The 22,138-nt window shown below is 31.3% G+C and carries 20 protein-coding genes; 15 read left to right on the forward strand and 5 right to left on the reverse strand.

The genetic code is table 11. From position 1 onward, the window contains the following. The first annotated feature begins 22 nt into the window (after positions 1-22). From DZ65_RS11350 to DZ65_RS0107810, 7 genes are read left to right on the forward strand one after another with little or no spacing between them, the layout of a single operon-like run. Positions 23-247: a J domain-containing protein gene (locus DZ65_RS11350; protein ID WP_255327396.1), complete on the forward strand. Its 225-nt coding sequence runs from the start codon at positions 23-25 to the stop codon at positions 245-247. Then, on the forward strand, positions 244-834 hold the full coding sequence (locus tag DZ65_RS0107785) for a hypothetical protein (RefSeq protein ID WP_024790177.1): 591 nt from the start codon (positions 244-246) through the stop codon (positions 832-834). The genes DZ65_RS11350 and DZ65_RS0107785 overlap by 4 nt, the downstream gene beginning before the upstream one ends. Further along, positions 831-2,999, forward strand: coding sequence for a polyribonucleotide nucleotidyltransferase (locus DZ65_RS0107790; RefSeq protein ID WP_024790962.1), 2,169 nt, complete (start codon positions 831-833; stop codon positions 2,997-2,999). The genes DZ65_RS0107785 and DZ65_RS0107790 overlap by 4 nt, the downstream gene beginning before the upstream one ends. Beyond that, positions 2,996-4,090: a succinyldiaminopimelate transaminase gene (locus tag DZ65_RS0107795; RefSeq protein WP_024790963.1), complete on the forward strand. Its 1,095-nt coding sequence runs from the start codon at positions 2,996-2,998 to the stop codon at positions 4,088-4,090. Before DZ65_RS0107790 ends, DZ65_RS0107795 begins: the two co-directional genes overlap by 4 nt. Further along, positions 4,087-4,548, forward strand: a complete 462-nt coding sequence (locus tag DZ65_RS0107800; protein WP_024788072.1) for a hypothetical protein — start codon at positions 4,087-4,089, stop codon at positions 4,546-4,548. Before DZ65_RS0107795 ends, DZ65_RS0107800 begins: the two co-directional genes overlap by 4 nt. Beyond that, entirely contained in the window at positions 4,545-5,846 is a 1,302-nt protein-coding gene (murC, locus tag DZ65_RS0107805) for a UDP-N-acetylmuramate--L-alanine ligase (protein WP_024788073.1), read from the forward strand. Before DZ65_RS0107800 ends, murC begins: the two co-directional genes overlap by 4 nt. A gap of 49 nt (positions 5,847-5,895) precedes the next feature. After that, a complete protein-coding gene (locus tag DZ65_RS0107810) occupies positions 5,896-7,086 on the forward strand; it encodes a class I SAM-dependent methyltransferase (protein WP_024791501.1) in 1,191 nt (396 codons plus the stop codon). Here DZ65_RS0107810 and recG read toward each other — a convergent pair. The 3 genes from recG to DZ65_RS0107825 are packed head-to-tail and all read right to left on the reverse strand — an operon-like array spanning position 7,078 to position 10,521. Further along, complete coding sequence (recG, locus tag DZ65_RS0107815; RefSeq protein ID WP_024790965.1) at positions 7,078-8,826, reverse strand: ATP-dependent DNA helicase RecG; 1,749 nt, start codon at positions 8,824-8,826, stop codon at positions 7,078-7,080. The genes DZ65_RS0107810 and recG overlap by 9 nt on opposite strands. A 41-nt stretch (positions 8,827-8,867) precedes the next feature. Further along, positions 8,868-9,959: a pitrilysin family protein gene (locus DZ65_RS10110; RefSeq protein WP_236617374.1), complete on the reverse strand. Its 1,092-nt coding sequence runs from the start codon at positions 9,957-9,959 to the stop codon at positions 8,868-8,870. A 13-nt stretch (positions 9,960-9,972) separates the two neighbouring features. Then, entirely contained in the window at positions 9,973-10,521 is a 549-nt protein-coding gene (locus DZ65_RS0107825; RefSeq protein WP_024790966.1) for a class II aldolase/adducin family protein, read from the reverse strand. Positions 10,522-10,583: 62 nt separating this feature from the next. On the opposite strand from DZ65_RS0107825, the gene rsmH reads away from it, so the two are divergent. From rsmH to DZ65_RS0107865, 8 genes are all read left to right on the forward strand, one after another. Continuing rightward, on the forward strand, positions 10,584-11,489 hold the full coding sequence (gene rsmH / locus DZ65_RS0107830) for a 16S rRNA (cytosine(1402)-N(4))-methyltransferase RsmH (RefSeq protein WP_024788077.1): 906 nt from the start codon (positions 10,584-10,586) through the stop codon (positions 11,487-11,489). After that, positions 11,489-11,764, forward strand: coding sequence for a hypothetical protein (locus tag DZ65_RS0107835; protein ID WP_024790185.1), 276 nt, complete (start codon positions 11,489-11,491; stop codon positions 11,762-11,764). Before rsmH ends, DZ65_RS0107835 begins: the two co-directional genes overlap by 1 nt. Before the next feature lie 48 nt (positions 11,765-11,812). Continuing rightward, a complete protein-coding gene (locus DZ65_RS0107840; protein ID WP_024790967.1) occupies positions 11,813-14,881 on the forward strand; it encodes an efflux RND transporter permease subunit in 3,069 nt (1,022 codons plus the stop codon). A gap of 1 nt (position 14,882) precedes the next feature. Next, positions 14,883-16,103 carry a tRNA (N(6)-L-threonylcarbamoyladenosine(37)-C(2))-methylthiotransferase MtaB gene (mtaB, locus tag DZ65_RS0107845; protein ID WP_024791502.1) on the forward strand — a complete coding sequence of 407 codons (1,221 nt, stop codon included), beginning with the start codon at positions 14,883-14,885 and terminating at the stop codon, positions 16,101-16,103. Then, positions 16,090-17,478: an AAA family ATPase gene (locus DZ65_RS11435; protein WP_024791503.1), complete on the forward strand. Its 1,389-nt coding sequence runs from the start codon at positions 16,090-16,092 to the stop codon at positions 17,476-17,478. The genes mtaB and DZ65_RS11435 overlap by 14 nt, the downstream gene beginning before the upstream one ends. Beyond that, the gene (gene bioV / locus DZ65_RS0107855) at positions 17,465-17,992 is read left to right on the forward strand and encodes a pimelyl-ACP methyl ester esterase BioV (RefSeq protein ID WP_024791504.1); all 528 of its coding nucleotides are present in this window, start codon (positions 17,465-17,467) and stop codon (positions 17,990-17,992) included. The genes DZ65_RS11435 and bioV overlap by 14 nt, the downstream gene beginning before the upstream one ends. 1 nt (position 17,993) lies before the next feature. Further along, a complete protein-coding gene (locus tag DZ65_RS0107860) occupies positions 17,994-19,112 on the forward strand; it encodes a calcium:proton antiporter (protein WP_024791505.1) in 1,119 nt (372 codons plus the stop codon). Between the two features lie 63 nt (positions 19,113-19,175). Continuing rightward, entirely contained in the window at positions 19,176-20,264 is a 1,089-nt protein-coding gene (locus tag DZ65_RS0107865) for a TRAP transporter substrate-binding protein (RefSeq protein ID WP_024791506.1), read from the forward strand. Here the strand turns inward: DZ65_RS0107865 and DZ65_RS0107870 are convergent. Together DZ65_RS0107870 and DZ65_RS0107875 are read right to left on the reverse strand one after the other, a co-directional pair. Then, positions 20,261-20,887, reverse strand: coding sequence for a tRNA threonylcarbamoyladenosine dehydratase (locus DZ65_RS0107870; RefSeq protein ID WP_024791507.1), 627 nt, complete (start codon positions 20,885-20,887; stop codon positions 20,261-20,263). The genes DZ65_RS0107865 and DZ65_RS0107870 overlap by 4 nt on opposite strands. Further along, on the reverse strand, positions 20,877-22,124 hold the full coding sequence (locus DZ65_RS0107875; protein ID WP_024791508.1) for a YcaO-like family protein: 1,248 nt from the start codon (positions 22,122-22,124) through the stop codon (positions 20,877-20,879). Before DZ65_RS0107875 ends, DZ65_RS0107870 begins: the two co-directional genes overlap by 11 nt. Positions 22,125-22,138 lie beyond the last annotated feature (14 nt).

Genomic DNA, 22,138 nt, shown 5'->3' on the forward strand with positions numbered 1-22,138 from the left:
AAAAGCCTGTAAAATCCTACATATTAAACCTTTAAGCACCGCAAAAGAAATAGAAAAAAATTATAAGAAACTTGCTAAAAAATATCATTCCGACACAGGAGGGAATGAAGAAAAAATGAAAGAAATAAACAAAGCCTATAATATTTTAAAAGATTATATAAAAAACTTTAAATTTACATTCAGCGAAGATGAAATAAAAAAACAGTACCCGGAGGAATTTCATAAAAATTTTAAGGTTTTTGAATGAAATTATCAACGGAAGAGATTATTTATCAGTTAAACAATATTATAGATAAAACTATTTTTAACAATTTGTTAATTTTAAGCATAAATGAAAGGTCAATTTTTCTCTCCCGTGAAATCGGATTAAAAAATTCTTTTGTAGAAGGTGATATGCTGTTTATTGAACCTATTTTTTCCCCTGTGAACAAAGAAACTGTAATAGGTGCCGTGAGTGAGTTTAGAGAATTGGTTATAATAGACGAGCTTAAAAATGCTTTTGATATAACGGATGATTATATTTATAACGAAGCAAATAGAATTTATGAAGAAAAAATAATTCCTAAAATGCATAAATTCCGCTTGGGAGAGAGTATAATTTCAATTGAGAATAAAAATATTTTATTGGTTGATTTAGGCTCTAATACCGCACTTACCCTTTTATGTGCCATTAAAAGCTGTATAAATGCAAAAGTTTTAAAAATAAATGTTGCCGTGCCTTTTATTTCAAAAGAATCAGCCGATAAAATAGAAAAAATTGTAGATAATCTTTTTTATATTCAAAAACTAAAAGATTATATAGATACCGAATTTTATATTAAGGAGAATAAATGAGTTGCAGTGTAGAATTAAAAGTTAATAACAGAGTTCAGAAATTTGTTTTAAATAAGCTAGCTAAACAGGCAAATTCGTCTGTATGGTTTCAAGACGGAAATACGGTAATGATTGCTACGCTTACGTATAATCCGGATGAACTTGTGGAAGAGGATTTTGTGCCTCTTGTGGTTCAATATGTCGAAAAAGCCTATGCGGTTGGAAAAATTCCTGCAGGGTTTGTAAAAAGAGAACAAAAACCGGGGGATTTTGAAACCCTAACAGCCAGAATAGTTGACAGAAGCCTCAGGCCTCTGTTTCCTAAAGAATACGGATACAATACCGTTCTTACTATTATGGCGGTAAGTGCGGATGAAGAGAGTGACCTGCAGGCTGCTGCCATGAATGCCGCCGCATCCTGCATGTATTTAAGTGATTTGCCTTTTTCAAAAATGGTTTACGGGGTAAGACTTACCAGAATAGACGGTAAAATAATTGTGAACCCTACATTAAGTGAGCTTGAAAAAGGAGAATTTAATCTGTTTGTTACCGGAAGCAAAGACGAGCTTTTAATGATAGAATTTGCCGCCCAGGGTCAGGAAGATATTGAGATTATTCCTGTCGAAGATATAATGCTTGACGGGGCGCCTATTGAAAATACAATCGTAAATTATAAAACAAATGAAATAAAAGAAGATGATTTAATAGAAGTTTTAAAAGTTGCTCAAAATGCTATAAAAGAGGGTGTTAAAGCCTATGAGGAAGGTTTAAAAGAATTTAAAAAAGCCCCTGCCGAATTTAAAGAGAGAGTTGAAAAAGACCCGGGTGAATATATTGAAACAATAAAAGAAAAATATATAGATGAATTAAAAGAAATAATAAAATATTTGAGCAAAAGCGAAAGGGATTATTTATTAAAACAATTTGCAAGAAAAATAGCAGGTTTATTGGATAAAGAAGAAGATTATGATGTTATTTTAAAAGCTGTAAAAACAGTTAAAAGAGAAATTGTAAGAGGTATGATTTTATATGAGGGAATCAGGGCAGACGGAAGAAAACTCGATGAAATAAGGCCTATAAGTATAGAGACAAACGTTCTTCCAAGAGCACACGGAAGCTGTCTGTTTACAAGAGGACAGACCCAGGCTTTGGCTGTTGCAACCAGAGGCGGTGATATGGATGCCCAGGTTTACGGAAATTTGACAGATAAAGAAGAAAAGCTTGAAAGATTTATGCTTCATTATAATTTTCCGGCTTTTTCAGTAGGTGAAGCGGAAAGATTGGGACCTCCGAGCAGAAGGGAACTGGGTCATGGAAATTTGGCAAAAAGGGCAATTGAGCCGCTCTTAGACCCGGAATTTGATGAAACAGTAAGGGTTGTAAGTGAAATACTTGAAAGTAACGGAAGTAGCTCAATGGCTACGATCTGTGCAGGTTCTTTGGCATTAAAAGCCGCAAAAGTTCCTCTACTTAAAATGGCGGCGGGAATTGCAATGGGTCTTATAAGTGAAGGTGATAAATATGCGGTACTTACTGATATTATGGGGCTTGAAGATCATGACGGAGATATGGATTTTAAAGTCGGAGGAACTTATGAAGGAATAACCGCTATGCAGATGGATATAAAATTAGGGGGAATTTCTCTTGATGTTTTAAAAGAGGCCCTTTATCAGGCTAGGGACGCAAGATGTTATATACTCGAACTTATGGAAAAAGCCGCAAAAGAGATTAAATATAACGAAGCTGTGCTTCCAAAAGCTATTAGTTTTAAAGTCGAACCGGATAAAATTATAGATATTATAGGTACTGCGGGTAAAACCGTAAAAGATATCATTTCTAAATTCGGAGTAACAATAGATTTGGATAGAGTCAGCGGAAAAGTGAAAATTTTCGGTGAAAGTCATGAGCAGCTTCAAGCAACAAAAGATTATATATTAAATGTGATTTGTAAAGATGACAAACCGAAAATTCCTGATTTTAAAACAGGTGAAATAATAGAAGGAAAAGTAAGTAAAATCGTAGATTTCGGTCTTTTTGTAGAATTGGTACCAGGTGTTGAGGGGCTTTTGCATAAATCAAAACTCAACGGAAAAAATCCGGAAGATTTCAATGTTGGGGATAAAATAAAAGTAAAAGTGCTTTCTCAAAGCGGATTTAAAATAGAGCTTGCTTTAGTGGAGGAGTGATGTTTGAAAAATATCCTTTTGAAAAATTAAATGAATTGTTAAAAGATGTGCCTCATCCAAAGGAGGTGTTTTCTTTGACAATAGGAGAGCCGCAGTTTGAAACACCTGAGTTTATTGAAAAAAGTTTATGTAAAAATGTTAAATATTTAAATAAATATGCCAAAACCGCCGGGGAGGAAATTTTAAAAAAATCCCAAAGAGATTTTATAAAAAGAAGATTTAATGTAGAACTTCGAAAAGATGAACTGATTCCTACATTCGGGACACGGGAAGTTTTATTTAATTTTCCGCTTTTTTTAAAGCCTCGAAAAATGGCTTTTCCGAATCCTTTTTATCAAATTTATGAAGGGGCTGCCGTTGCAGCCGGGAGTAAAATTAACTATTTAGAGCTCAGCGAAAAAAATAATTTTAAACCAAGTCTGTCCCAGCTTGAAGGAGATGAAGATTTTATTATTTTAAATTCTCCTAATAATCCTACTTCAAGTGTTATGAATTTGGACGAATTATGTGAATGGGTGGAATATGCCCTAAAAAAAGATGTTGTGATATTAAATGATGAGTGTTACAGCGAGCTTTATACAAAAAATCCACCACCTTCAATTCTTGAGGCAAGTATGAAAGTGGGAAACAGAAATTTTAAAAATGTACTCGCCATTAATTCCATTTCAAAAAGAAGTTCAGCCCCCGGGCTTAGAAGCGGGTTTATTGCGGGAGAGAGAGAAATATTAACAAAATATCTGCTTTTTAGGACTTATACAGGTTGCGCCATTCCTCTGCCTTTGCAATATGCGGCAAAAGCGGCATGGGAGGATGAAGAATATCCGGAAATTTTCAGAAAAAAATATATTGAAAATTTTGAAGTGGCCAAAGAAATTTTAGGGGTGGATATCCCGGAAGCCACTTTTTATATATGGCTAAAAGTAGACGATGATATAAAATTCACTGTTGAAGCATATAAAAGAGGTGTAAAAGTATTGCCCGGCAGGTTTATGGGAAGAAATAGCGCAGGAGAGTGTTATGTCAGAATAGCTCTTGTTTATGATATGGAAAAAATAAAAACGGCACTCAATATTTTAAAGGAAATTTTATGAGTTTGGTAGAAAAATATAAAAAATTGGATGAATTAGTTAGAAAAAACAGAGAAGATGAGATAGATGAAACATTTAAAAAAATTTTAAAAGAAACTTTTGAAATAATTAATAAAAAAATAGAAGAGCAAAAAACTCTTGATGTTAAAAATCCGGAAGAGAAAATGGCAATCAGGGCGATGATGGAATATATGCTTGAACTTTGGGATGAAGGTGCTGTTAGCGAAGCTAAACAGGTTGGTTATGATATGGTATATTTAATTGAAGATGCTAAACTAAAAGAGATGTTTTCTATGTTTGTAATTGGAATGTTGGCCGGATTCAGTTTAGATAAATTTTTTGAAAAATATGTAGATTTAAGTGAAATTTACGAAGATTATTTTTTTACAGGGTTTAACGATGAAATAGATGATCTTGTTATTAAATATAAAAATCAGTTTGTAAAAGAGTTTCAAGAGTGAGAATACATTTTATCGGTATAGGAGGAATAGGTTTAAGCGCTTTGGCAAGATTTTTAAGCGCAAAAGGCTATAAAATTAGCGGAAGCGACATACATGCCACTCCGTTGACAGAAAAACTAAAGAGTTTAGGTGTAAAAGTTTATATTCCACAAAAAGAAGAAAACATAACCGATGATATCGATTTAATCGTTTTTACTGCTGTTGCTAAAGAAAATAATCCTGAAAGGGTTGCCGCTAAGAAAAAAGGTATAAAAACAATAAGCAGAAGGGAATTTTTGCCTTTTGTTTTAAATAATAAAAAGGTAATTTCAGTCTGCGGTGCCCACGGTAAGAGCACAACAACTTCTATTTTGGCTTCTGTTTTAAAAGATGCCAGTGCCCTGATAGGGGCTGAAAGTAAAGATTTTAATTCCAATGCCAGATTTAGTAATAACGATTTAATGGTGTTTGAAGCGGATGAAAGCGACGGCAGTTTTATAGATTCAAATCCATTTGTTGCAGTTGTTACAAATACCGAACCTGAACATATGGAATTTTATAATCATGATTTAAAACTTTTTTATTCCCATTATGAAAAATTTTTAAAGAGTGCAAAAATCAGGGTTGTAAACGGGAATGATGAATTTATAAAAAGTCTTGATTTGCCTATGAAAAAAGTTTATTTAACTGATGCTAAAAACATACGATATGAATTAAGAGACAATCAGCCAAAAACTATTTTCGAATATAAGACTCGCGAATTTGAAGTTTACGGATTTGGTGAACATTTGGTATTGGATGCTCTCCTTGCAATTGAAGCTGCAAATGAATTTATCTCAATGGAAGAAATTGCTGAAAATATTAAAAATTATAAAGGCATTAAAAAAAGATTTGATATTTTACAAAAAGAGGATAATTTTATATTAATAGACGATTACGGGCATCATCCAACAGAAATAAAAGCAACCATTCATTCGGCACTTTTGTATGCAAAATTAAACGGAATAGATAAAATAACGGCCATCTGGCAACCTCACAAATATTCAAGGACGGTTGATAATTTAGAAGGCTTTGTAAACTGTTTTGAAGGGGTGGATGAACTTATAATTTTACCGGTATGGTCAGCGGGGGAAAAAGAAGTAAATATTGATTTTAAAATGCATTTTTCAAAATACAATCCTATATTTGCAGATAAGATAAAAACTAATAGAAATAATATTATGTTAATTAAAGACAATAAAATAATTAAAAAAATAAAAGACGGACTGGTTATAGGCTTCGGAGCGGGGGATATTACTTATCAATTGAGAGGTTTATAATTTTGACATTTTCTTTTTTTAGTTTTATAATAAAAAAAAAGGATTTGTTATGTTAGAAAAGACAATAAACAAATTTATTGAAGAATTCAATAAATATATGCCTGAAAAAATTTATGTGCAATTCCCAGATAAAAAAATGGGGGATGGAAAATTAGGGGTTATTTTGAAAGATTATAAAACAGCAAAAAGAATTTTGATAAATCCAGAGATGGGTTTTGCTGAAGAATATGTAAATGGAAACATAAATATAAACGGTTCTCTTGAAGAATTGTTAATCGGGGGTCTTACATATGTTAATTTAATGGATAAAGAAAAAAAACAGATAGATTTTACGAAACTCTTTTTTAATTTTTTGGGTATGCTGAAAAAAATTGAGGAAAAAGAGGTTCAATATCATTACGATTTAGGTAATGATTTTTATAAATCATGGTTGGATAAATCTATGACTTATTCATGTGCTTTTTTTACAAAAAAAGATATGAGTTTAGAAGAAGCCCAGGAAGAAAAAAGAAATATTATTTATGAAAAATTAAGATTAAAAAATGCAAAAAATTTTTTGGATATTGGATGCGGATGGGGTTCAGTTATAATTAATGCTGCAAAAAAATATAATATACCTTGTATCGGAATTACACTTTCAAAAAACCAGTATGAATATGTCAAAGAAAAAATAAAAGAGGAAAATTTAAATAATTTAGTAGAGGTTTATTTAATGCATTATGAAAATTTACCTAAATTAAATAAAAAATTTGACAGAATCGTATCAATAGGTATGTTTGAACATGTCGGTAAAGAAAGATATAAAAAATTTTTTTCAGTTGTTAATAATATTCTTGAAAAAAAAGGCCTCTTTTTGCTTCATACAATAGGCAAACAACATCCTGCACCTACAAGTAAATGGATTAGAAAATATATTTTTCCCGGCGGCCATTTACCTTGCGTTAGTGAAATATTTGATTCTTCAAAAGAGAGTGATTTATATTTTATGGATATGGATGATTGGAGATTGCATTATTATAAAACATTAATTGAATGGAGAAATAAGTTTCACAATATTAAAGATACTGTTATTAATAAATTTGATGAAAAATTTTACAGAATGTGGGATTTATATCTAATTTCATCTGCGGTTTCTTTTTATATAGGAGAACAGCATTTATATCAAATTTTATATTCAAACGGTGTAAATAATAATTATCCTATAATAAAAAGAACATTTATTGAAGAAAGTTTAATCTGATAGATTTTTTTCAATATATCTCTTAACATCCTCTAAAATTCCCAAATCTTTTGTTTCATCAAAATAGTTAAATTTTTCACCGCTTTGTTTTTTGCCGTCGAGCAGGTCTCCGGCTTTTCTGAATTTCAGATCAAGTTCTGCTATTTTGAATCCGTCAAGCGTTTTTGAAAATTCAATAAGCCTATTGTTGTTTTTATTATTTGTATATAAAAAGCAGTATCCTTTCTGTCCATATCTTCCGACTCTTCCCCTTAGCTGATGCAGTGTTGCGAGTCCGAGCCTTTCGGCTCCGACTATTACAATAGTGGTTAAACGGGGCAAAGAAATTCCAACTTCAATTACGGTTGTTGTTATTAAAATATTTCCTTTTTCCCTGAATTCGACTAAAATATCTTCTTTGTTTTTGTCTTTTCCGTGTGTTATATAGACTCCGCCAAAATATTTAAGCCAGAAATCTTTTCCTTCTTCTATGCTTTGATAATTAAAATTTTGCGATTCTTCTACAAGAGGATAAACAATTACCACCTGATTGCCTAAGCTTATCTCTTTTTGAATATGGGTTATTAAATCCTTAAAATCACTTTTATCTATTATTTTTGTATCAATATCTTTTTTAAAAGGAAGTTCTTTTATCAAACTTACATTTACAAAACTGCTCATAATAAGAGCCTGTGTTCTTGGGATGGGGGTGGCGCTGAATTGAAAAAAGTGAGGTAAGACTTTTCCACTTGAAGTTAGTTTTTCAAGCTTTGCTCTCTGATTGGTTCCGAATCTGTGCTGTTCGTCAACCATTACAGCGTTTAATTTTGGTAAATCCTGATATAAAAGAGCATGCGTGCCTATTAATAAATCTGCGTTTTTTAAATCATATTCAGTGAATTTACTTTTTTGCGTAACCAATACCACTTTAAATAATTTTCCATTTTCCATTGTCCATTTTCCATTTAAGTATTTATCCGCTTCTTCGTAAATCTGATTGGCAAGTATTGATGTAGGAGCCATAATTGCGCTTTTTTTAGCCATAAATGCAGTAGAGAGCATAACGATTGTTTTTCCGCTTCCTACATCGCCAATTATTACCCTTCTTGCCTGAACGGGTTTTGATAAATCGTTTTGTATATCTTTTATAACTTTTAACTGGTCATTGGTAAGTTTGAACGGAAGGGAATCTATAAAAGGCGTCGGCTCTGAAATAATCGGATTTGAAGGAAATATTTTCTTTTTGTTTTGAAGCTTATATAAATATAAAAAAATTTCGCTCCATTTTAGTGCATATTCTATTTTTTTTTCTTCAATATCTTTTAGAGTTGTCGGAAAATGCATTTTTATCAAAGTTTCGGCAATTTCCTGCGGCAGTATTTTTAAATTTTCGAAGCTCAGATGTTTTTTTATTTCATTTTTTATTTTTACAGATGAATATACAGAGGTTATTTCATTTATTCTGCTTATTGGTTTTGGCTGGATTAATTGGTTGTTTCTGATTTCTCCTCTTATATATAGAGTTTTACCTTTTTTAAAAACAGCTTCATGCCATTTTTTAAAAACAAAAAATACTCCCCACATAATCTGATTGATATTTTTTAAAAAAAATTTAATTCTGGTGATTTTAGATGATTTTTGAATATCGAGTATTTCGGCCTCAAATGCCTGGGGTCTGTTTAAAAGATAGGGATATAGATGATTATCTTCCCAATCTTTTGGTTTTATTAATGCGGTTTCAAGTGTTTTTAAATCAGTCATTTGTAAGAATTGAAAAACTTAAATTTTTTATATTTTTAAATTTATTTAATAAAATCGTTAATTTCATTTAATTTGGTGTTTTTGATTAAATCAAGTTCTTTTTGATAATAATTTTCAGGTAAATTAAGATATACTTCATTAAATTTTTTAAGAAGTCTCTGACTTAGTGTCTCGTTTCTAAGCGGTTCGCTACCAAGTAAAAATTTTTTTGCGTCGTTTAATTCTTCAGCGGTTATTCCGTTTTGTGTAAAATCGTTAATTATATTTTTTAAAGAATTAATTGCATCCTCAGTATTTTCAAGTTTTGTCTGCATATATCCGCTTAAAATTTTATGGGTCTTTTTGAAAGTGTTAAATGCATATGCCGAATATGCATAACCTTTTTTTACTCTGATTTTTTCCATAATACGGCTTCCAAAGCCCCCGCTTCCCAAAATAAAAGTTGCTATTTTAGCCAAATGAATCTCTTTTTTTTCAATATTGTATTCACTTGCGAAATAGATATAACTTTGTTCTACTTCTTTATTTTCTTTAATGTTTTTTTGAATAGGCTCAAAGAAAGGATATTCTTTTTCTTTTTTTGGAAATAATTTTATAAATTTTTCGTAATCAAATTTTTCTCCTCCGTTGATTATAATTACGTTTTCGCTTAATTCGTTAAAAAAATTTTTTATATCATCTTTAGTGATATTTTCTATATTTTCTCCTATTACGGGAATTGCCAGCGGTGTGTTTTCAAAAATGGCACGATAAAGATTTTTATTTGCAATATAGTCGTTGTTGTTTTTTAAGCTCTCTTTTTTGGCAATAATTTCTCTTTTTGTTTTTTCAAAAGCTTCTTTTGTCAAATTGATATCACTGAACAGCTCTATTAACGAATCGAGGGCTTTTTTTCTTTTATTGTTTAAACATTTAACGGAAACGGTGAAATATTCATGGTTTATTCCGAAATTCAGATTAATGGCGTTTTCATCCAAAAAGGAAAAAAATTTTTCTTTTTTTTTGCTGGTGCCTCTGTTTAATATCTCTTTGGCAAAATTGGCTACTCCGTCTTTAAAAAATATGCTTCCCGAGTTTAAAAAAACTATTTGTAAAAAACTTCTTCCTATGCAATCTTTTTCAAAAATTATCATTGATACCTCCGTTTTAATGTGGAATTTTTAATAAAATTCTTGCAGAATTGTTTAAAATAAAAGCTTTTTTTAAAGCTTCTTTTATATCTCTGCTTATTATAATCACGCTTTTTGCTTTTATAATTGCAATTTCTTCTTTTTCAAGAATGGCTAATAATTTTTTTATATTTGTTTCTGTCATTAAATCTTCGATAATGGTTATATTTTTAAAATATTTTTTTCCGTATGTGTCTATGGGCTGGAATTTTTCGTGGATTATAGAATAAGCAATGGTATTTGGCATATAAAGATTCAATGCAGTTTTTGCAAAAGAGATATTTTTGTAAATTTTTGCATGAAGAGGGGCATCTTCGTTTGCTTCTTTGTATGCGAGTGTTTTGTTTGCAATATTTACAGATATATAAAAATTTTCTTCTAAAATGCAGCTGTTTTTTTTATTTATAAGCATGGTGTCGTTGCCTGTTTTTAAAGAAATGCTACCAAAACCTATATTTAATATATTTTTTTCTTGCAAAACCCTGGCGGTTAATTTATAATCATCTAAAAACAGTTTTTCAAGCAAATATTACCTTTTTTGCCAAATTATATCAAAAATTTAGTATAATTTTTAAAAAAAAGGTTATTATGCAAATTCCTCATATACCGGTTCTTTTAAATGAAGTAATAAAACTTTTTTCTCCAATGAAAGAAGGTTATTTTGTTGACTGCACATTAGGTTTTGGCGGTCATAGCGTTGCGATACTTAAAAATTTTCCGAATATTAAACTAATTGGAATAGATCAGGACACGGATGCACTTAATTTTGCAAAGAAAAGACTTTTTCCTTTTAAAGACAGAATCCAATTTATCAACAAAAGGGCCAGTGTTGCTTTAAAAGATTTGAAAGATTTGGAAATTGCAGGTATTTTGGCGGATATAGGGGTCAGTTCTTTTCAGCTTGACAATCCCGAGAGGGGATTTAATTTCGAAAGTGAAATTTTGGATATGAGAATGAATAAAAATCAGGATTTAAGTGCATATGAGGTAATTAATTATTATTCAAGAGAGGAAATTGAAAGAATTTTAAAAGAATTTGCCGAAGAGAGAAGGTATAAAAAAATTGCAAAAGCCATAATTTCCAACCGTGTTATTAATTCAAACCGTGAATTTGCCGATATTTTAGGTAAAATCGGTATAAAAGATAAAAAAAGTCTGGCAAGAATATTTCAGGCCGTCCGCATTGAAGTAAACAATGAACTGGGTGAGCTTGAAAATCTGCTTGAAAATGCAAAGAATATTGCAAAACCAGGCACAATTTTAGGTATAATAACCTTTCATTCACTCGAAGACAGAATAGTAAAAAACAAATTTAAAGAGTGGGCGAAAAACTGTATATGCCCTCCCGAAGCTATCAGATGTGAATGCGGCGGCAATCATGCGTTGGGTAAAATTATTACTAAAAAGCCTGTAACTGCTACAAATGATGAAATAAAGACAAATCCAAGAAGCAGAAGTGCAAAACTCAGGGGGTTTTTATTTAAGGAAAAATAATGAATGAAAAAGAACTTTTAATTGAAGAGGTCTCAAAAGTAATCGAAGAAGAGTCGTTATCCATATCAATTATTAAAAATGTTGTATTTGTAATATTTTTTTCATTGGCTGTCTTATTTCCTAAAATATATATTTCAAATCATATTTACATATATTCTTTGCATTTAAATAAATTGTTAAACGAATATTATTCCCTAAAAGCAGAGCAGTCCATACTTTCATCCAAAATAGAAAAAATAAAATTTAAAAACAGACTTCAAAAACTTTCTTTTTAATTCATTTTTTATTTATCTATGATAAAATACCCATAAAAAAGAGGTTTAATGAAAAAATTTATAGGATTTTTTATAAAAAATGCCGCTTTTACCCATACACTGTTTTTTATAATTATAATTACGGCTTTTCTCTCTTACAAACATGTTCCAAAAGAATTGTTTCCGCCATCCGAACTTGATAAAATATTAATTACCGGAGGTTACCCAGGGGCATCTCCGGAAACTCTCAATAAAATGGCCGTGGATGAAATTGAAGATAAAATAAAATCTTTTTCAGAAGTCGATTCCATTGAAAGTGTTATAACTAACGGAAATTTTGTAATTACCGCTAATTTAAAAGAAGGCGTAAATAAAAATGAATTATTAAGCGAATTTCAAAGTGTTGTTTCCAATCTCAAAAAAGATTTGCCAAGCGATATGGATACGCCTTCTGTCAGCATAGCAAAAAAAGCTTTCCCCTTGATGTTTATTTCTGTTGCAAGTAATAAATTAAACAAAGACCAGCTTTTGGATGTTGCCGATGAAATTAAAAAAAAGCTTTTGAAACTGAAAGATTTAACTAAGGTTGATATAAGGGGAAAAAGCGATAAAAATATTTATATATCTTTTGACTCAAAGAAAATAGAAACACTCGGTATAAATAAATCATTATTGGCAAATGTCATATCTTCCCTTTCGACTATTTTTCCTGCCGGTTATATAGAAGGCAGAAATCATTTTTTTATCACTATGGCAAATGTTAATGTTGAAAAATTAAAAAACACTTATATTCAAACAGGCAATAAAAAAATAAGACTTAAAGATATTGCCGATATTAAAATGGAATATGACACGCCTGATCAGATAGGTAAATATGACGGAATACCGAATATAACAATCGATGTAAGAAAAGGCGAAAACGGCGATTCCATAGCTCTTAGTGAAAAAATAAGAAAAATTCTTAAAAATTATCATAAATCCCATCCCGATGTCGTATTCGGAATTTCCACAGATACAAGCAAATGGGTCAGAAACAGGTTTAATACGGTTGTAAGCAATATTGTTTTCGGGCTTATTTTAGTGTTTTTTGTAATGTGGATTTTTTTAAATGCAAGAATTTCTTTTATTGTTACACTTGGGATACCTACTTCTTTTGCCATTGCCTTAATAGCACTTTATTATTTTCATTATTCTCTTAATCTTCTTTCAATGCTTGGTATGCTTATAGCACTTGGTATGATTGTGGATGAAGCGATAGTGGTTGGTGAAAATATTTACAGGCATATGGGACAGGGAAAAGATAAAATAAGCGCTGCGATAGACGGGGCGAGTGAAGTTTTTTGGCCCGTTATGGCCTCTTCAACCACTACTATTTTGGCGTTTTTACCTATGCTGATGATTCAGGGTGAAATAGGTAAATTTATGAAAATTTTGCCTATAATGATTACGGTTTTAATACTTTCTTCTCTTTTTGAAGCTTATGTTTTTTTGCCTCTTCATTCAAAAGAAATACTTAAAGTTACAAAAAATAAAAAAGAAATTTTATGGGAAAAATTTTCATCGGTTTATAAGAAAATGTTGAACTGTTTTTTTAAATTCAGATATATAACATTAATGTTTTTTTTACTTGTAATCCCTTTTTTAACTTTTGAAGGCTTTAAACATTCAAAATTTCAGCTGTTTCCTGATTTTGACACGTCTCAGCTTTATGTAAACGGTAAATTTGATAATAATTTTACAATCGAGCAGAGTGCCAAAGCGCTCACCCCCGTTGAAAATGTTTTAAAAAAATATTTAGGTCCAAATGTGGAAGGCTTTACCACCGCAGTGGGAATGCAGATGAATAATAAAGGAGAGGCAAACAGAGGGGAAAATTATTTTCAGATATTTGTAGATTTAAAAGACAGGGTACCTCATGATTTTTATAACAAATATATTGCCCCCCTTTTTGAACCTGTAAAAGTTACCGGAGAAACAAGAGAGCTAAGTGCAAAGGCTCTGGCATTTAAAATAAAAAAAGATTTATCAAAGTTAAAAATAAAAGGGCTGAAAGAATTAAATGTAATAGTGCCTCAGGCCGGAATTGTAAAAAGCGATATAGTAATTAGTCTCGGCGGGGATAATAAAAAAGTATTAAAAGCCATTAAATTACTTGAAAATGAAATGAAAAAAATAAAAGGGGTATATAATATTTATGACGATGCGCAGATGGGTGCAAGCGAGATTAAAATAAATCTAAATGAATATGGTGAGAAACTGGGATTTAACGAAAGAAATATTTTTCAAGAGATCAGACCTTTTTTTGCAAAAGCCGAGTATGACAAAACATTTAATAAAGACGGAATCGTAAGGCTTAAATTTTATGATATCAATAAAGATTCTTTAGCGTTTCTTGAAAATTTCAGAGTAAACATTCCAAATACGGATAAATATATTGAACTGAATAAAATTGCCGATTTCAATATAATAAAAAATTTCAAAAAAATCCATAAATATGACGGTATTCCTGCCAAAACGGTATATGCAACGCTTAATAAAAAAATAATAACGGTTAAAGATTTTTATAAAAAAACAAATCCTCTTTTAAATAAATTTAAAAAGCAGGGATTAACAGTATTAATAGGAGGGGCTGCAAAAAAAAGCAGGGAATTTATGCAAAATATTAAAGAATCACTGGTTGTGGCTTTACTTTTAATATTTTTAATTTTGGTTTTGATGTTTAATTCTCTGTTTTTGCCGTTTGTGATTATTTCCGTTATTCCTCTTTCATTTCTGGGGGTGGTGTTTGGAAACATGATAATGGATATGAATCTTACAATGCTTGGAATGATAGGCATAGTCGGACTTTCAGGGGTGGTTGTAAATGACGGAATTGTAATGATAGATTTTATTAAAAATGCAAAAAGTCTTGAAGATATTTTAACATTGGCATCTTTCAGGCTAAGGCCGATTCTGCTTACAAGTCTTACAACGTTTTTTGGCCTTGCAACACTTATGTTTTTTCCTTACGGACAGGCCCAAATCCTTCAGCCTCTGGCAATTGCCCTGGGTTTTGGCATTATGTGGGGAACCGTATTGAATTTGTTTTATCTGCCGGTATTTTATTATGTTTTAAGAAAAAGAAAATTAAAGGAGTGATTTGAATATTTTTATTAAAACTTTTGGATGCAGAAGCAATATATACGATTCGGAGCTTATGAAAAATATTTTGAAAAAAAGTCATGTAATCGCTGATAATGAAGAAAAAGCCGATTTAATAATAATAAATTCCTGCACAGTTACCAATTTTGCCGACAGGGACGTAAGAAGTTATATTAACAAATGGCAAAATAAAAAAATTGTTTTTACAGGATGCGGAGCCTATACCCAGGGTGAAAAATTATTTAAAGAAAAAAAAATAAATGCTGTTTTGGGGCATAAATATAAAGAGGAAATTGATAAATATTTAAATTTTGAAGGTATTGAATTAGGGGACTTTGATTTTGTAAATAAAAAAATAATTACTGACTTTTCAACTACAAAAGCTTTTGTAAAGATTCAGGAGGGATGCGATTTTGAATGTGCTTACTGTATTTTGCCCAAAGTCAGGGGGTATTCAAGAAGTTTGGATGAAAAAACAGTAATAGAACAGATTAAGTATTTATCACAAACAGGAATAAACGAAATTGTTTTAACCGGAATAAATATGGGAAGTTACGGAAAAGATACCGGTTCTTCTTTAGCTAAACTTATAAAAAAAATTTTAAAAATAGGACAGATTAAAAGAATTAGGATCGGCTCTCTTGAACCAACTCAAATAGATGAGGAATTAATTGAGATAGCCAGTGATTCGATACTTGAAAAGCATTTTCATATAGCCCTGCAGCATACAAGTGACACAATGCTCAGAATTATGAAAAGAAGAAACAGAGTTTCCAATACACTGCCTCTTTTTGAAAAATTGGCCGCTTACGGTTTTGCACTGGGAACCGATATCATAGTGGGTCATCCGGGTGAAAGTGAAAAAATATGGGAAGAAGCGTTTAATAATTTTAAAAAATATCCGTTGACCCATATCCATGTTTTCAGATTTACTCCAAGAGATGGTACAATAAGTGCAGCAATGAAACAGCGGATAAGAGGTGATACAGCCAAAAAAAGAGCCAAAATTCTGCATGATTTTGTTCAGAAAACAAATTATAATTTCAGAAAAAGAAAAAATGAACTTTTTGTCCATATAGAAGATGAAAAAAACGGCTTTTATCAGGGATTTGATGAATATTATAATAAAATGCTAATAAAAAGTGATAAATTTTTAAAAGGAGAATGGGTGAGGGTAAAAGATTATGAGGTTAAGGAAGTTAATTATGCAAAAATCTAAAAAAAATCAGATAATTGTTTCTATTCTTTTTGGCGTTTTATTTGCCCTTGTGGTAGCTTATATGTTTAAAGGAAATTATGAAGAGCTGTTAACCCAGATTGTAGCAGTGGTTATTGTGCTTGCTTTTTTTATTCTGTTTATTTTGCTTTTAAAAAAATCTGTTCCCCAGCAAAATCCCCAGCAGGTTCAGGTTGAAATGAATACGGGAATAGAAAAAGATTTTGTAATAAAACCTACTATTTCCAATGTTACTTTTAAAGATGTTGCGGGTATAAGCGAAGTTAAAGAAGAGCTTATTGAGATTGTAGATTTTTTAAAAAATCCTGAAAAATATAAATCTTTTGGAATAAATCTCCCAAAAGGTGTTTTACTGGTGGGCCCTCCGGGTGTGGGTAAGACATTGATAGCCAAGGCCCTTGCCGGGGAAGCGGGTGTTCCGTTTTTTTATCAGAGCGGAAGCGGTTTTGTTCAAATGTATGTGGGTGTTGGTGCAAAAAGAGTAAGAGATTTATTTTCTCGTGCAAAAGCAAATGCGCCAAGTATTATTTTTATCGATGAAATTGACGCTATTGGAAAAGCAAGAGGAAATCTTAGAAATGATGAAAGAGAAGCCACATTGAATCAGTTGTTAACCGAAATGGACGGATTTGAAGGGAGCGAAGGCGTGATTGTTATAGGGGCGACCAATAAAGTGGAACTCCTCGATGATGCACTTTTAAGACCCGGAAGGTTTGACAGGCGGGTATTTGTGGAGCTTCCCGGGCTTAACGACAGAATGGAAATACTTAAAGTTCATTTAAGAGGCAGGCCTTTTAAGGGAAATTTGGAAAACATTGCCAAAATGACGGTGGGATTTTCTGGGGCGGCACTTGCAAGTCTGGTTAATGAAGCAAGTATTTATGCACTTAAACATGGTAAAAAATATATAGAAGAAGAAGATTTTTATGCTGTGAAAGATAAAGTTTTAATAGGTAAAAAAAGCTGTGAATTTGAGAGAATTTCACTTGTAAAAGATGATTTCAAAGAAGAAGACAAGGAAATAATTTCAAAAACTGAGCTCATGAATAAAATAATGGTTTATTTAGCCGGGCGCGTGGCTGTGGAAGAGAGGTTTAATGAAAAATTTTCAAACGCACATATGGATTTGAGAAAAGCAAAAGAGCTGGCGGTTAAAATGATAAAAGATTATGCTATGGGAGATGATATTGTGGGGGATGAGAGTGAAGTTGCAAAAGTGCTTAAATATTGTGAAGATGAAGTTAAGAATTTATATAAATCCAATGAATTATTAATAGAAAAAGTTTATAATATTTTATTAAAAAATGAAATTATTCATAAAGAAGATGTAATTAAAAACAAAAATGAAATATTTTAACGGGTTTTGTTTAAAAAACGAAAAAAATTTTTTTAAAGATTATTTGGAAGAAAAAGAGTTTATTGTTGCGGGATTCAGCAAAGGTACTTGTAAGGCTCTTGAATATGCACTTGAATGCAGTGAAAGAATAGATAAACTGCAGCTACTCTCCCCCGCATTTTTTGATGTGAGTGAAAAATTTATAGAGTTAAATATAAATGCATTTAAAAAAAGTAAGATTGATTATATTAAAAATTTTTTGACTAAAGCAGGCATTAATCAATGGATAAAGGAAAATGGAAAGTGGAAAATTGATTTAGAGGATATTGAAATTGATTATAGTTGCACGGAAAAAGAATTGTTAGGGCTTTTTATTTTTGATTGGGAAAAAATAAGAAAAGTTAAAAATATAAAAATAGAAGTGTTTTTAGGAGAATATGATAAAATTATTTCTTTAAAAAAAGCTTATAAATTTTTTAAAAATTACGGTGAAGTTTATTTAATAAAAAAATCAAATCATTTTTTAAGGAGTTAAATTGGATACTGAGCCCAAGTCGCATGTTGTTAAAGAGTATTGGGATATAGTCACAGGTTTTATTTCTTTCTTTTTTGCCATTATTTTTCATTTTGAACATTTGAGTGTTTTAGCAGCTGTTTTTGCCGCAATAGGTATCGGTTCGCTTGCCGTTACAATCTCCGAAATAGCGGAAATTTTGGCTGAAAGGTTTGGGGAACCTTACGGAAGTCTGGTTTTGACGTTTTCAGCCGTGCTGGTAGAAATTTTAATTCTTTTTATGGTGGTGCTGGAAGCAAAAGTTCATCCGGATGTTATGGAAACGGTAAAAAACGGTATTGCCGCCACGGTAATTGTGGATTTGAATGCACTTCTGGGACTTGCCGTTTTTGTAGGGGGGCTTAATTTTAAAGAACAGGTCCATAACGAAGATACATCGGCCAGTTATACAACTGTTCTTTTTGTGGCGGTGGCGATGCTTCTTGTGCCGAGCGCAATTTCTCTTCATTCAACCAAAGAGGCGCTACATAACGCAAGTATAATAATTGCCGTACTTTTATTTGTTTATTATCTGTTTATATTTAAATTCCAAACAGATACACACGTGCATTTTTTTAAATTTAAAAAACGAAGCAGGGTTAAAAGATATCAAAAAGAAGAAGATGATGAAAATTATTTTTTTGATAAAAAAAGTTCTTTGTTTAATGTGATTTTTTTACTTTTTTTATTAATTTTAATAGGATTTTTGTCTGAAATTTTTGCAAACGAAGGCGTAAGGGTATTTAAAAATATGGGCTTAACGGCAGGGTTTGTGGGTATTTTAATTGCTTTTGTAACAGCGGCACCCGAACTTTTCACAGCAATTAGGGCGGCGAAAAACGATGAAATGCAAAGGGTTGTAAATATAGCGATGGGAGCAAGCACCGTTTCTATACTTTTAACCGTTCCGATACTTATTTTTTTATCTTTGATTTTTGGAATAAAATTTACTTTGGATTTTACCCCTTTGCAGGTAGGGGCACTGATGATTACAATTTTGCTTGTCTGGAAAACAACCGAAAACGGTGAAACCAATTATTTAGAAGGGCTATCTCACCTTATGCTGTTTCTAAGTTATGCAATTATGGCTATTTTTTATTAATTTTTTAAATTTCTTTTCTTTTTTTGTGCTAAAATTAATTGTAAAAACTAAAAAGGAGAATGTATGAACAGAAGAAAATTTTTAAAAGCTGCCGGTGTAGGTGTAGCTGCAAGTGCTGTATTTACAACCAATTTGTATGCAAAAAGTGTAACAAGACTTAAAGTTTGTCTTTCATGGCCTAAAACACTTCCCATTATGGGTGAGGGTGCTTTATGGTTTGCAAAAAGAGTGGATGAGTTAAGCGGTGGAAGTTTAAAAATTCATATATATGGAGCAAATGAATTAGTACCTGCCCTTGGTGTATTTGATGCCTGTTCCAAAGGTTTGATTGACGGCTTTCATTCAGGCCCTTATTACTGGAAGGGTAAAAATATGGCGTTTGCTTTGTTTAGTTCTTTCCCTTTTGGAATGGTTGCCGATGAACTTGAACCTTGGTTTGATTTTGCAGGGGGAATGGATTTGTGGAGAGAATTATATGCAAGATATAATTTAATGCCTTTCAAAGGCGGAAATACTGGAAACCAAATGGGTGGATGGTTTAGAAAACCAATTAAAAGCTTAGCCGATATGAAAGGTCTTAAAATGAGAATTCCCGGTCTTGGCGGAGAAGTAATGGCAAGACTTGGAGTCAAACCTGTAAATATCCCTGGAGGTGAAATTTATACAGCACTTGAAAGAGGCGTTATTGATGCAACTGAGTGGGTGGGGCCAAGCCTTGATACAATTATGGGATTCCAAAAAGTTGCTAGATATTATTATACAGGATGGCATGAGCCTGGAAGTATTCTTGAAATGACATTCAATAAGAAAAAATATGAAAGACTTCCAAAAGAACATCAGGCAATTATTGAAGCTGCAACAAGAGAAATGCATGCAAGAATTTTTTCCGAGTTTCAATATCAAAATGCTCTTAAGCTTCAGGATATTATCAGCGGAAAATATGATGTTAAACTAGGTAATTTCCCTGATGATGTTAATGAAGCAGCAAAAAAAGCTATTATTGAAATTCTTAACGAATATTCCAATAAATCAAAAGATTTTGCAAAAGTTTATGAAAATATTAAATCATTTTTTCCTAAAATCAGAAAATGGACAGATACACTTCCAAAATGGTATCTTGATATAAGGGATAGCGGAACAATAGTAGATTAAACAAAATCTTTTAAAACTTCGCTGCAGAGGGCAAATCCAAATGCCCCTGTAACTCCTACAAAACTTCCCATTTTGCATTCTATCGGTTTTTCGGTTGAATAAACAGCTTTAAAATCTCCTTTAAATTTTTCTTTTTTTAAAAAATCCCTTACTTTTTTGGCAAAAGGGTCTGTGTGTGTTTTCCATATTGAATCTATTCTTATTTTTGTAGGGTCAATCCTTTTTGCCGCTCCCATTGAAGAGATAATTTTTGGGTATGCTTTTTTTATAAGGGAAATTTTTGCTTTTAAATCATCAATTGCATCAATAACCATGTCATATTTATTTAAATCCAGTTTTTTGATATTTTCCGGTGTCAGTTTTAAATCAATTGTTCTAATTCCGGGATATAATCTTTTTAAAACTTCAACTTTTTTTCTTCCTACAAACTCGCTTCCTATTTGTCTGTTTTGGTTTGTAATATCAAATATGTCATAATCGACAACGGTTATATTTTTTACACCGGAGCGGTAGAGGCACTCAAGCGCATACCCTCCCACACCCCCGGCTCCGCAAATTAATATATTTAAATTTTGAAGTTTGTGAAATTTTGAAAAAAGTTTTTTACATCTGTCAAATTTCATTTAACTCCTTTAATTTTTGTGCTAAATTTAAAATATTTATATATTTTTTTGAAAATTCTATTTTTCCGCTGTTATTTATAATTTTTTTAAATTTCTCAATAAATAATGGCTCTTTTGCAATCACTCCGATTAATGAATCTATCTGGGTAAAAGGGTATAAATCAGATATTTCCCGGGTTAATTCCTCAATCTCTTTTTTTTCATAATTTTGATAATTTAATATTTTATCTCTAAAAAATTTTGGATAATTTATATTATTGTATATTAAATCAACAACCGGATATATTTCGCTTATGGAAGGAATGATTAAATGAATTGCAAAAACACCGCAGCATTTATAGACTTTGAAATATTCTTCTTTTTGAAACACATCATAATGTTTAAAATTCCATTTTTCCTTTTTAAAAAGCGGCTTTTTTAAAAAATTTTTATGCACATCGCCGCTTAAATCTATGAAATGGTTAATTAAATTAAATTTTTCTCTAACCTCTTCAATATCATCGATTATTTTACCAAATCTGTTAAGTCCTGTCTGAAGAAGTTCCAAATAGGCTTTTTTTATCGCTTTTTGCTGGTCAATATCGCAGCCAAAAGCTAAAATAATATTGTCATCTTTAATATAGCTTGCGGCCATTACAGGGTATTTTCCCTCAAGAGAGGCATCGTATATCTGAATGTTTTTTGAATTAAAAGGATGGTCTGTTTTTGGCAGGGGCAGGGCGTATTTTATAACTTCGAATTTTACAAATCTTTCTATTATTTCCGCCTTGGCGTTTTTATAAGCCTTAATAATATCAAAATGTGCCGCCATACCGTTGCTTGCGTATAAATTTTGAAGCAGGTTAACTGGAAAATATATTTTTTCTTTGGTTGAGCGTTTTATAAAAGGTATTGAAAGTATTTCAAATGAATCAGAGTTAAAATCAATTAATTCCTCTTTTTGAAGGGTGTCTGTTTTATAAAATTTATTGAGTTCGTTATTTAAAAAATTTCCTTCTTTCATATCAGGATATAAACCGTTAATATAATATTCTTCAAAAAAATTTTTGGTTATTAGCCGCTCAGCCATTTCACCCTGTGCACTAAGCAGGGCGTCCCCTGATGTTTCACCTTTGCCAAAAGAAGTAAAAGGTATGTTTTTAAGTTTTAATTCGCATGTAAAAACATTGTTTATTTCTTTAAATTCATAATAATATTCTAAATTTAACTCTTCAAAAAATTTATTATAACCACTCACCACTCACCACTCAC

Source organism: Lebetimonas sp. JS032 (assembly GCF_000523315.1).
Lineage (GTDB): Bacteria > Campylobacterota > Campylobacteria > Campylobacterales > Nautiliaceae > Lebetimonas.